The sequence below is a fragment of the Anaerofustis sp. genome, from assembly GCF_019420015.1.
Taxonomy (GTDB): domain Bacteria; phylum Bacillota; class Clostridia; order Eubacteriales; family Anaerofustaceae; genus Anaerofustis.
In genome coordinates this window covers 16413-28257 of record NZ_JAHZIA010000047.1, presented here as the reverse complement: position 1 = coordinate 28257, position 11845 = coordinate 16413, and the positions used below count along the sequence as shown (strand labels likewise).

General features: G+C 33.8%; 15 protein-coding genes, 1 riboswitch and 1 other annotated feature. Of the genes, 10 read left to right on the top strand and 5 right to left on the bottom strand.

What is annotated here, in order from left to right; translation table 11 throughout:
- Positions 1-31 precede the first annotated feature (31 nt).
- From rplK to rplL, 4 genes are all read left to right on the top strand, one after another.
- Positions 32-457 (top strand): 50S ribosomal protein L11, encoded by a 426-nt coding sequence (rplK, locus tag QZ357_RS08300; protein ID WP_290776134.1) that lies wholly within the window; start codon positions 32-34, stop codon positions 455-457.
- Between the two features lie 80 nt (positions 458-537).
- Positions 538-1227, top strand: coding sequence for a 50S ribosomal protein L1 (gene rplA, locus QZ357_RS08295; RefSeq protein ID WP_290776133.1), 690 nt, complete (start codon positions 538-540; stop codon positions 1225-1227).
- Positions 1228-1290: 63 nt separating this feature from the next.
- Positions 1291-1415, top strand: a sequence feature (ribosomal protein L10 leader region).
- An 11-nt stretch (positions 1416-1426) separates the two neighbouring features.
- Positions 1427-1948 (top strand): 50S ribosomal protein L10, encoded by a 522-nt coding sequence (gene rplJ, locus QZ357_RS08290; protein WP_290776132.1) that lies wholly within the window; start codon positions 1427-1429, stop codon positions 1946-1948.
- Between the two features lie 48 nt (positions 1949-1996).
- Entirely contained in the window at positions 1997-2371 is a 375-nt protein-coding gene (rplL, locus tag QZ357_RS08285) for a 50S ribosomal protein L7/L12 (protein WP_290776131.1), read from the top strand.
- A 184-nt stretch (positions 2372-2555) separates the two neighbouring features.
- Here rplL and dapD read toward each other — a convergent pair whose 3' ends face one another.
- Genes dapD through QZ357_RS08265 form a run of 4 tightly spaced genes read right to left on the bottom strand, consistent with a single transcriptional unit; the run spans position 2556 to position 5954 of the window.
- Positions 2556-3287, bottom strand: a complete 732-nt coding sequence (gene dapD / locus QZ357_RS08280; RefSeq protein ID WP_290776130.1) for a 2,3,4,5-tetrahydropyridine-2,6-dicarboxylate N-acetyltransferase — start codon at positions 3285-3287, stop codon at positions 2556-2558.
- Positions 3288-3297: 10 nt separating this feature from the next.
- On the bottom strand, positions 3298-4047 hold the full coding sequence (gene dapB, locus QZ357_RS08275) for a 4-hydroxy-tetrahydrodipicolinate reductase (RefSeq protein WP_290776129.1): 750 nt from the start codon (positions 4045-4047) through the stop codon (positions 3298-3300).
- A gap of 10 nt (positions 4048-4057) precedes the next feature.
- Entirely contained in the window at positions 4058-4939 is an 882-nt protein-coding gene (gene dapA / locus QZ357_RS08270) for a 4-hydroxy-tetrahydrodipicolinate synthase (protein WP_290776128.1), read from the bottom strand.
- 1 nt (position 4940) lies between these two features.
- A complete protein-coding gene (locus tag QZ357_RS08265; RefSeq protein WP_290776127.1) occupies positions 4941-5954 on the bottom strand; it encodes an aspartate-semialdehyde dehydrogenase in 1014 nt (337 codons plus the stop codon).
- Between the two features lie 81 nt (positions 5955-6035).
- A riboswitch (Lysine riboswitch) is annotated at positions 6036-6209 on the bottom strand.
- Between the two features lie 404 nt (positions 6210-6613).
- Here QZ357_RS08265 and minD point away from each other — a divergent pair.
- From minD to QZ357_RS08235, 6 genes are all read left to right on the top strand, one after another.
- Positions 6614-7405: a septum site-determining protein MinD gene (minD, locus tag QZ357_RS08260; RefSeq protein ID WP_290776126.1), complete on the top strand. Its 792-nt coding sequence runs from the start codon at positions 6614-6616 to the stop codon at positions 7403-7405.
- An 8-nt stretch (positions 7406-7413) separates the two neighbouring features.
- Positions 7414-7677, top strand: a complete 264-nt coding sequence (locus tag QZ357_RS08255; RefSeq protein WP_290776125.1) for a cell division topological specificity factor MinE — start codon at positions 7414-7416, stop codon at positions 7675-7677.
- 114 nt (positions 7678-7791) lie between these two features.
- Complete coding sequence (locus tag QZ357_RS08250; RefSeq protein WP_290776124.1) at positions 7792-9300, top strand: 4Fe-4S dicluster domain-containing protein; 1509 nt, start codon at positions 7792-7794, stop codon at positions 9298-9300.
- Positions 9287-9802: an O-acetyl-ADP-ribose deacetylase gene (locus QZ357_RS08245; protein ID WP_290776123.1), complete on the top strand. Its 516-nt coding sequence runs from the start codon at positions 9287-9289 to the stop codon at positions 9800-9802. The genes QZ357_RS08250 and QZ357_RS08245 overlap by 14 nt, the downstream gene beginning before the upstream one ends.
- A 1-nt stretch (position 9803) precedes the next feature.
- Complete coding sequence (gene crcB, locus QZ357_RS08240; RefSeq protein WP_290776122.1) at positions 9804-10178, top strand: fluoride efflux transporter CrcB; 375 nt, start codon at positions 9804-9806, stop codon at positions 10176-10178.
- Between the two features lie 168 nt (positions 10179-10346).
- Entirely contained in the window at positions 10347-11162 is an 816-nt protein-coding gene (locus QZ357_RS08235; RefSeq protein ID WP_290776121.1) for a DUF1002 domain-containing protein, read from the top strand.
- Between the two features lie 62 nt (positions 11163-11224).
- On the opposite strand, the gene QZ357_RS08230 is transcribed toward QZ357_RS08235, so the two are convergent.
- Complete coding sequence (locus tag QZ357_RS08230; protein WP_290776120.1) at positions 11225-11737, bottom strand: ECF transporter S component; 513 nt, start codon at positions 11735-11737, stop codon at positions 11225-11227.
- Positions 11738-11845 lie beyond the last annotated feature (108 nt).

The window sequence follows — 11845 nt, the reverse complement described above, 5'->3', positions numbered from 1 at the left end:
TAATTTAAAAGAAGTATTAGGAGAATAGAAAATGGCAAAGAAAATTGTTGGAATGATAAAATTACAAATTCCTGCCGGAAAAGCTACACCGGCTCCACCTGTTGGTCCAGCTCTTGGTCAACACGGTGTAAATATCATGGATTTTTGTAAGGCATTTAACGCAAAAACAGAATCTCAAGCTGGACTTATAATTCCGGTTGTAATCAGTGTATATCAAGATCGTTCTTATACATTTATTACAAAAACTCCACCGGCTCCAGTTTTAATCAAAAGAGCTATTAATTTACAAAAGGCAAGTGGAGAGCCTAACAAAAACAAAGTAGGCAAAATTACAAAAGAGCAAATTAAAGAGATTGCTGAAATGAAAATGCCAGACTTAAATGCTGCAAACATCGATACTGCTATGAGCATGATTGAAGGAACAGCAAGAAGTATGGGTATTACTGTAGAAGAATAATGACTGATTATTTATCTCGTATTTTGTGGGAGAGATAAATAAATGATTTAAATGTAACCACACAGGAGGATATATATATAATGAAAAAAGGTAAAAATTATCTTGCAAAAAAAGAAATGATTGAACAAGGTAAAGCATATGACGTAAATGAAGCTGTAGCTTTAATCAAAAAAATGGCAACAGCTAAATTTGATGAAACTATTGAACTTCATGTTAAACTTGGTGTTGACTCAAGACATGCTGACCAACAAGTTCGTGGTGCTATTGTTCTTCCTCACGGAACAGGAAAAACAGTTAGAGTTTTAGTGTTTGCAAAAGGAGAAAAAGCAGAAGAAGCTAAAGCTGCAGGTGCTGATTATGTTGGAGCAGAAGAGTACTTAGATAAAATTCAAAAAGAAGGCTGGTTCGAATTTGACGCGGTTGTTGCTACACCTGATATGATGGGTGTTGTTGGTAGATTAGGTAGAGTTCTTGGACCTAAAGGTTTAATGCCTAACCCAAAATCTGGAACCGTAACATTTGATGTTGAAAAAGCTGTTAACGAAATCAAAGCAGGTAAAGTTGAATACAGACTTGATAAATCAAATATTATTCACGTTGCTATTGCAAAAGCGAGCTTCAGTGAACAACAAATAGAAGAAAACTTAAATGTTTTAATAGATGCTGTTAAAAAAGCAAAACCTGCTGCAGCAAAAGGACAATATTTCAGAAGTGTTACTTTAACAAGTACAATGTCACCTGGAATTAAACTTTCTGTTGCAAAATTTTAATTAATATTGTATAATATTATAGCTTAAAATAAAATATTGTATTATTCACGATAGTTAAAAGGTTAATCCTTTTAATATATACCGCAGACAGCAGGGGGATATAATCCATAAATATCCTGCCGAGGTTAAGAAGTGGAGTTATCAAATACTCTTTCTTAACATGCGGAAAGAGTATTTTTTATGAATAGGAGGAAGTATCGTGTCATCAGAAACTATTTTAGAAGGCAAAAAGGCGATAGTTGCTGAAATAGTTGAAAAAATGAATAGTGCACAAGCTTTCGTTTTAGTCGACTATAAAGGTATCAATGTAGAACAAGATACTGCATTTAGAGCAAAAGCAAGAGAATTAAACGTAGATTATAAAATTTACAAAAATACATTCCTTAGATTTGCAGCAAAAGAATGTGGTTTTGAAGGACTTGTTGATGTATTAAAAGGAAGTACAGCAATCGCTTTTTGTAATGAAGATGTTGTGGCTCCTGCAAAAGTTGTCAGTGAATTTGCCAAAGATAATGCTTTGGAATGTTTGACAATTAAAGGTGGGGTTATAGAAGGTAACGTAGCAACTTTAGACGAACTTCAAAAAATTGCGACATTACCATCAAGAGAAGCATTACTTGCAAAAATGCTTGGAAGCTTACAAGCTCCAATTTCAAACTTTGCATGTGTTATCAATGCTATCAAAGAAAAAATGGAAGAAGACGAACAAGCAAGTGCTTAGTGTCGGTTAGTTAAAAGAAATTAAAAAATTAAACAGGAGAAAATTAAAATGAGTGAAAAATTTGATAAAATTATTGAAGAAGTAAAATCAATGTCAGTTTTAGAACTATCTGAATTAGTTAGTGCTTTAGAAGAAGAATTTGGTGTTAGTGCTGCAGCTGCACAAGTTGTTGTAGCAGGAGATGCTGGTGCTGCAGGCGGTGCTGCTGAACAAACAGAATTTGATGTAATTTTAGCTTCAGCAGGTGATGCAAAACTTAAAGTTGTAAAAGCTGTTAGAGAAGTAACAGGTTTAGCTCTTAAAGAAGCTAAAGATATCGTTGATAATGCTCCAAAAGCTATCAAAGAAGGCGCTAGCAAAGAAGAAGCTGAAGAAATTAAAGCTAAAATCGAAGAAGTTGGCGGACAAATCGAACTTAAATAATTTAATTATTATTTTAAAGACCACATTTATGTGGTCTTTTTATTTATTCTTAGTAGATGTATTAATTTATAAATATATAATTAGTAAGTATACACGGTATATATGTTTATTAAAGTGGATATTTTTATAAAATAAACAATAAAAAAGACGGAATATATTTCCGTCTTTTTATATTTATACTTAATTAACCTCTTAGGTCATCTAAAAGTTCTGTTTTTTCTTCTGTTTTATCGTCTTTGTTTTTAATGATTTTTGCAGGTGCACCTGCCACTACAACACCTTCAGGTACGTTTTCTGTTACAACGCTTCCTGCGGCAACAACGCTCCCGTTTCCGATTTGAACGCCTTCTAATATAACAACGTTTCCTCCGATCATACAGTCATCGCCTACAATTACAGGAGTTGCTGAAGGTGGCTCTAAAACACCTGCCAATACAGAGCCTGCTCCGATATGACTTCTTTTCCCTACAGTTGCTCTTGCTCCCAGTACCGCATTCATATCGATCATTGATTCTTCTCCGATTACCGCTCCGATATTTATTGTTGCGCCCATCATGATAACGGCATTTTTACCTATTTGAACACCTTCTCTTATGTTTGCTCCCGGTTCTATTCTTGCTTCGACTTCGTTTGTATCCATCATAGGGATTGCAGAGTTTCTTCTGTCATATTCCATTCTGTAATTTGTAATTCTGTCTTTATTTTTTTCTACGAAGCTGTAGATTTCCTCTTTTTCTCCAAATACTATATAAGAGCCTTGTGTTCCGTAGTATTCTAAATCAGAAAGCATACTTTCAACCAAGTCTCCTTTTACATAAAGTTTAATAGGAGTGCTTTTTTTTGCAGCTTTTATATATTTAGCTATTTCGTAAGGGTTTGTTAAGTCAAATTGTTCTTTTAATTTATTGTTATCCATTATTTTCTCCTTAAATTATATCATTCATTTGGAAATATCCATTTTCTTTGTTAAATATGTATCTTCCTGCTTTTACCGCACCTACGGCAAATACTTTTCTAGAAAGGGCTGTATGTTTAACTTCTATTATTTCGTCTTCTCCTGCAAAGATTACTTCATGCTCTCCGACGATTGTACCTCCTCTTACGGCATGTATTGTTAAATCTTTTTTCTCTCTTTTTACGTCGTTACCGTATCTTGAATATTTGTATTCAAGCTCTTTTGGTGAGTTTTCTTTTACGACATCTGCAAGCATGTACGCTGTACCGCTAGGTGCATCAACTTTTCTGTTGTGATGTTTTTCTATGATTTCTGTATCAAAATCTTCACATAGCATCTTAGCTCCAAGTTCTAACATCTTGCTTACAACGCTTATTCCGTAAGAAAAATTTCCTGTTTTAAATACCGGGATTTTTTTGCTTGCTTCATCCAAGTGTTTATTCGTTTTTTCATCAAGACCTGTTGTTGCGCAAACAAGAGCTGTTTTTTTATCTACGCAAAAGTCTATTAATTTATCTACAAGGGTGAAATGAGAAAAGTCGATTACAACATCTATATCTTCATTGATTTGTGAAAAATCGTCGTATACAGGATATTCTTCATTTCCTTTTTTGTTTTTGTCAAATCCGCATACGACTTGCATATCTTCATAGCTTTCTACTATGTTTTTAACATTTTGTCCCATGGCTCCGTTAAAGCCGCTTATCATTACCTTTATCATATTATTCCTCTTAAATTAATGAATATTCTTTTAATGTTTTTTCTAAAAATTCTCTTTTGCTTCCTGTAAGTTCCGCAAGAGGTAATCTCATATCCCCGGTGTTTAAGCCCATAATTTTCATTGCTGTTTTTACGGGAATCGGATTGCATTCGCAAAATAGTGCATCACACATTGGAAGAATATCGAGCTGTCTTTGAATTGCAGTTTTGATATCTCCGTTAAAGAATGCATCTGTCAATTCAATGCATTGTTTTGGAATAATGTTTGAACAGGTTGAAATAACACCGTCTCCTCCAAGAGATAATACCGGCATTATTTGATCGTCGTTACCTGAATATAATTCGATATCTTCGGGTAAATCTTTCATTATTCTTGCAACTTGAGATAAATCTCCGCTTGCTTCTTTGAAAGCTTTTACGTTTTTTATCTTTGTAAGTTCTATTGCAAGTGAGGCAGAAATATTTTTCCCCGTTCTTGAAGGTACATTGTAAACAATGATTGGAACATCAACTCTGTCGCTTATGTATTCATAGCTTTTGTAAATGCCTTCATCACTTGATTTATTATAGTAAGGGTTGTTTATTAAAACAGCATCGGCACCTCTTTTGGCAGCTATTTCCGTTAAGTGTAATACATGGTCTGTATTATTTGTTCCTGTTCCCGCTATAAAAGGAACTCTGCCGTTTATTACTTCGTTTGAAACTCTGAATATTTCGTCTTTTTCTTCATCTGTAACTGTAGGAGATTCTCCTGTTGTTCCGCAAATTACAAGTCCGTTAATTCCGTTTTCTATTTGTGAATTTATAAGTTCTTCAAGTACGCTGTAGTTTACTTTGTTATTTTCGTCAAAGGGAGTAACCAAAGCTGTACTTACACCTTTAAAAATAGACATATTAATTATTTTCCTTTCCAAAGAAATTTTCTTTAATTAAGTACTCAGCAATTTGTACAGTATTTGAAGCTGCACCTTTTCTGATGTTGTCACCTACACACCATAAATTCATTCCGTTTTCAACTGAAAAATCTCTTCTTATTCTTCCCACATATACTTCATCACCGCCGGCAGCATCAAGGACGGTAGGATATTCCGGAACAGAAATATCGTCTTTTACTATTACTCCTGGCGCTTTTCTTAAAATTTCTCTTGCTTCATTAACGTCAAAAGGTTTTTCAAATTCAAGATTTATGCTTTCGCTGTGTCCTACGAAAACAGGTACTCTTACTGTTGTTGCAGTAACTTTTACATCGTAGTCTCCAAGAATTTTATGTGTTTCGTTTACCATTTTCAGTTCTTCTTTTGTATAACCGTCTTCTGTGAATTCATCTATATGAGGAAGACAATTGTATGCTATTTGTACCGGATAAAATTCATTTTTCCCGCCTTTTACACCTTCCTCAAGATCTTTGATTCCTTTTACCCCGGATCCCGCAACTGCTTGGTATGTAGAGTAGATTACTCTTTTTATTTTATATGCGTCATGAAGAGGTTTTAAAACAACCATAGCCTGTATTGTTGAACAGTTTGGATTCGCTATAATTCCTTTGTTTTCTAATGCGTCTTTTGGATTAACTTCCGGTACCACCAACGGAACATTTTTATCCATTCTCCATGCGGAAGAATTATCTATTACAACAACATTATTTTTTGCTGCAATAGGAGCATATTTTAAACTTGTTCCGCCTCCGGCTGAAAATAGTGCAAAATCAATATCCTTGTCAAAAGAATGTTCATTAAGCTCTTCAACCGTATATTCTTTTTTGTTAAATTTTACTTTTTTCCCTGCCGATCTACTTGAAGCCATTGGATAAAAATTATCAACATTAATATTGCTCTCTTCAAGTACTTCAATCATTTTTTGTCCTACAACTCCTGTTGCTCCCACAACAGCTACATTGTATTTTCCCATATAAATCCTCCTAAATATTTTTTATAGTGTTATAAAAAATAAAAGCCGACAATGCGACTCATAATACGTAAATAATTAGTATTATTGAATAGCACTCCATCAAAGCGATGACAGTCTTAATGCTCTTAACATTAAGCCCGGAATTTTAAGCGGTAAAACGTAAAATTCCTCGGCAAATTTTCCTTTTGGTTATTTTCATACATATTTACCTATATCCGATAACTTACTGATAAAATTTGCGCCTCTATCTTAACACTACTATATAAATCTATCGTTTTTATTATAGTAATAAATATATACTATTGCAAGTACTTTATAGTACTTTTAGAAATTATAAACAAAAATATTAGTTTAATATGTAAGGTAGGTATTTTTTCTTTATTTGTTTATCTATATTGTTATTAAATTGTTAAAACAGTCTTGTTTTGTCATATATTATTTAAGTTGATATTTATAATATTTTAAATGGATGATTAAGTTATTGTTATCGGCATTTTATTACATTGGGTTAAATAAATAAAATTTTCATTAGGATTGTAAACAGACAGTTGGGTAAAATATTTCATTTTAAATTTTTGGATAAACAACAAAAACAGACAAAAACTGATTAGGTAAATTGTTATTATTTATAAAAAAGTGAAAAGAGGAGTAAATCGAAAATGGGAAAGACTTTGGTTATTACATCGGGAAAAGGCGGAGTCGGAAAAACTACGTCGACCGCTAATTTAGGGGTTGCTCTGAGTAAACTCGGTAAAAAAACTGTTGTTATAGATGCAGATATAGGGCTTAGAAATTTGGATGTAATATTAGGACTTGAAAACAGAATAGTTTATACCATTGTCGATATTGTAGAAAATCGATGCAGACTTAAACAAGCTTTAATTAAAGATAAACGCTATGATGGATTGTATTTGCTTCCGGCATCACAAACGAAGGACAAAACGGCAATAAGACCTACGCAGATGAAAAAAGTATGTAAAGAGCTTGAGAATACTTTTGATTACATAATAGTCGATTCCCCGGCAGGTATAGAGCAGGGGTTTCAAAATGCGATTGCCGGGGCTAAAGATGCCATCGTAGTTACCACTCCTGAAGTTTCTGCCGTAAGAGATGCCGACAGGATTATTTCTCTTCTTGATGTTAACGGGATAGAAAATACAAAGCTTATAATAAACAGAGCCAAGGAAGATATGATGAAAAAGGGACAGACGATGGATACCGATGATATACTCGATATACTCGGTATTGAACTTATAGGAATAGTTCCTGATGAAAAAGAGATAGTTATATCTTCAAACAGAGGAGAACCCGTTGCAGGGAAAAACGATTTAATAACTGGACAGGCATATATGGATATAGCCAGAAGAATAACGGGTGAGAATATACCGGTTACACAGATACTGAAAAAGGATAATTTTGTAAAAAGGCTCGTACACAGCCTTGGATTTTAGGAGGGATTATGTTTGATTTTTTTAAGGAAAAGACCGATGAAGCGAAGAGCAAGGATGTAGCAAAAGAAAGACTCCAAAATATATTAATGAAAGAAAGAACAAATATAACGAATGATAAATTGGATATGATACGAAAAGATTTGTTATCCGTTGCAGGAGAGTATTTTGAAGTGAATGAGATGAGAAGTAAAACATATCTTACGAAAATGAAGCTGGGCAAGGAAAAGAGAGAAGAGAACGTTCTTATTTCTTTAATGGTTATAAAAAATTAAATTTATAAGTATCAAGTATTTCTTGATACTTTTTTTGTTATTTTATATTAAAACCTATATTAATGGAAAAAATAAAATATATTATGTATAATGAGAAAAAAGGAGAATATTGTAATGAAAGAGATTTTTACGCCTATAGTGGATATAAGAAGAAAAGTATTTAAAGAAGTTGCAATTTTGGCTTATGAGAATAAGGAAATAAAACTCAGTGAATTGGCAAGCAAAATAGTAGATGAGGAAAATAATAAAATAACGGATAAAGAAAGGGAGAAGGCTCTTATTCTGGAAAGAATAAGACTTGCATTGGGGCTTGATGCAACGACGAAGGATAATCCCTTTGACGAAAGCGTCGATATAGAGAATATTAAAGAAGAAAAAAATGTTTTAAACCTTCCTTTGGTAAATGTAGTTACCGATGCATGTATGAAATGTGAAGAAAATACTGTCTTTGTAACCAATAATTGTCGTGGGTGTTACGCACATCCCTGCAGTGAAGTTTGCCCTGTTGATGCAGTATATTTTGAGAATGGCAAAAGCGTTATAAACAAAGATAAATGTGTAAGATGCGGAAAGTGTGTGGAAGCTTGTCCGTATAATGCCATTGTAAAGTATGATAGACCATGTAAAGCGAGTTGTGGAGTTAATGCTTATACAAGTGATGAAGAGGGAAGAGCAAAGATAAATTATGATAAATGTGTTTCATGCGGGCAGTGCATTGTTTCATGTCCTTTTGGAGTCGTAAGCGATAAATCGGAAATATATCAAACCATAAAGTCAATACAAAATCATGGTGAAGTTATAGCAGAAATAGCTCCCGCATTTGTGGGGCAATTCGGTAAAAATGCATCTCCCGAAAAGGTAAAAGAGGCTCTTTTGAGTCTGGGATTCAGTGATGTTATCGAAGTTGCCCTCGGAGCTGATATGGGTGCCGTGGCAGAGGCAAAGCATTTTATCGAGAAAGTAAAAACAGGTGAGGAGCCGTTTCTTGCAACTTCTTGTTGTCCTTCTTGGGCGGTTATGGCTAAGAGGGACTATCCCGATATTGCCCCTTATGTTTCTCCTGCCCTTACTCCTATGGTAGCAACTGCAAGGATTATAAAGGAAAAACATCCTAATGCGAAAATAGTATTTATAGGACCATGCTCCGCAAAAAAACTAGAAGCAAACAGAAGAAGTGTAAAAAGCGATGTTGATTATGTTCTTACTTTTGAAGAGGTTGCCGGTATGTTTGAAGCAAAGAATATAAGTATAGAAAGTTTTGCAGGCACAAAGATTGAAGATGCCACTGCTGCGGGTAGAGGGTACGGATATTCAGGCGGAGTAAGTAAAGCTATAATGGGCGCGATTAAAAAATTTGATCCAGAGCTTGAAGTTTCAAATGACAGGGCAGACGGATTAAAAGGATGTAAGAAAATATTGACTTTGGCAAAATCAGGAAAAAGAGACGGATATTTGCTTGAGGGTATGGGGTGTCCCGGCGGTTGTGTTGGCGGAATGGGAACACTTATATCACAGACAAAGGGTGAAAAAGAGATAAAAGGATTTGAAGATAAGGCTGAATATAAACAAGCGTATGAAAACAGTTATATAAAACAAATAGGAGAGGACAATGTCGAGGTTTAAGGTTGTATATGGAGATATAACAGAGCAATGTGTGGATGCTATCGTAAATGCCGCAAATACTTCCCTGCTTGGAGGCGGGGGAGTTGATGGGGCTATACATAGAAAAGCAGGAGTAGAACTTTTGAGAGAATGTAAAACTTTAAACGGGTGTAAAACCGGAGAAGCAAAAATAACTGATGCTTATAAGCTAACCGCAAAGTACATTATTCATACTGTAGGGCCTATTTACAGAGGTGGAAAGAATAATGAAAAAGAATTGCTTGAAAATGCGTATAAAAATTCTCTCAGGCTTGCCGTTTCTTATGATATAAAAACTATAGCTTTTCCTTCTATAAGTACGGGAGTTTATTCTTATCCTGTAAAAGAGGCCAGTTTGACGGCAGTAAAAACCATACTGGACTTTTTAAATAAGAAGACTTCAATTGAAGAAGTAAGAATGGTATGTTTTGATATAAATACGTATAATACTTATTTGGAAACTCTTGAATCTTTGGAGGTGTAAAATGATTGGTGTTTTATATGTTGGGCTAGGAGGTTTTATAGGTGCAAGCTTAAGATATTTAATAACTGTTTTATTCTCCCAGCCGGTTGATTTTCCGATAGTTACTTTGTTTATAAATATTATAGGTTCTTTTGTTATCGGTGTTATATTCGCATTAAGTGAAAACACCGCATATATAAATGACAACACAAAGCTTTTCTTTCAAACCGGTATATGCGGAGGATTTACCACTTTTTCGACGTTTTCTCTTGAAACTCTTAATTTAATTGAAAGAGGAAGTTATTTGGCGGGAGGAGTATACATTTTCTTTAGTGTTTTATTTTGTTTGATTGGTGTATTCCTTGGCAAATGTATAACAGGTATGATTGTAAAGTAACGTATATACAGTAGGTAGCGATATGATTTTTTTGAGTAAATGAGTATATTTTTGTTTGTTAAATATTTATAAAAAGAAAATTATAATTTCATTAAGATAATAGCAATACAATGCAAATTGTGATATTATTTTTATCTGATTAAAAAGTTTTAACGGAGTGATTTAAAAATGAAAAAAATATTTAGTGTTATATTATCATTAATGTTTCTTATAATGCCCTTATCGAGTGTCATGGCAATGGACAGCGGTAAGCAGATGGTGGCAATAGGAAGTAACTTAAGCGAAGAACAGAGAAAAACTGTATATGATTATTTTGGTGTTGAAGAAGGCAGCGTTAACGAAGTATACATAACGATAGATGACGAAAGACAATATTTGGAAGACGTTGATGCTTCCAAAATGGGTTCAAAAAGTATATCGTCAATTTATATCGAAACAAAAAATGAAGGCGACGGACTGGATATATCTCTTAACAATATAGATTGGATTACAGAAGATATATATAGAAATGCGTTGTTGACTGTTGGTATAAAAGATGCAAAAATAGTAATAGCCGCACCGTTTTCGGTATCGGGAACAGCTGCTCTTACCGGAGTATACAAAGCTTATGAACAAATGAGCGGAGAGAGTGTATCGGAAGAAGCCAAAGAAGCCGCAACGGAAGAGATTGTAACCACAGGGGAGTTGTCGGATGATATTGGCAGTGAAGATGCAGCAAAGCTCGTTAATGAATTAAAGCTTGTAATTGATGATATAAAAAATATGGATGACGAACAAGCAAAAGAGAAGATAAAAGAAGTTGCAGAAGAATTAAATATTACATTGACGGATGAACAGACAGGACAATTGCTTGATCTTGTAAGAAGTTTGGAAGATGTTGACTTCAGCGGTGTAGCTGATGAGCTTAAAAATATTTCCGATCAATTCACGGATCTTGGAATATGGGATAAAATTGTTAACTTTTTTAAAGGGTTATTTAATTAAAAGTGCATTGTACAATGCACTTTTTTATTTTGCCTATATATTTTATTTTAAATTTTTCTTTATTATTTAAGTGTTTTATAACATATATTGTTTTTAATAAGTATTTTTGCAATGGGAAAACCTATAACAACTGCTACCATATCAGAAATAAATTCTCCGGGCATTGATGCCATTGGTGCAATCCAGTTTCCGTAAATGAAAGCTTCAGCCATATAATATCCAACCATTCCTATTATGGTAAAAGCTATCATTGCAAATATTGTTTTTGAAATTCCGCCTTTTAACAATATTTTAGAAACAACAATTCCTTGGATAAGTCTTATCACGAAAGTAAAAGGTGCCCACACTGCATAAGGACTTAATAAATCAAAAAGTCCCATTCCTATTGCTCCTGCAAGTCCTGCCTCAACAGGCATGAGAAGAAAAGTTGCTATAACGAGAACTGCTCCCCCTAAATGTATAAGTCCACCGTCTGTAAATGAGATTGGGAGTCTTATATTTATATATGTTGCAATATATATAAGTGCTGCAAGTACTCCCGTAAGTACTATGTTTAATGTTTTTTTCTCCTGCATATTTTCCTCCTTAATGTATATAACATTTTTAGTTATTATAGTACCAAAGAGTTTATATTACAAGTCAAACCTAAATATATATGCAATTTTATTCAAAAGTTGACATAT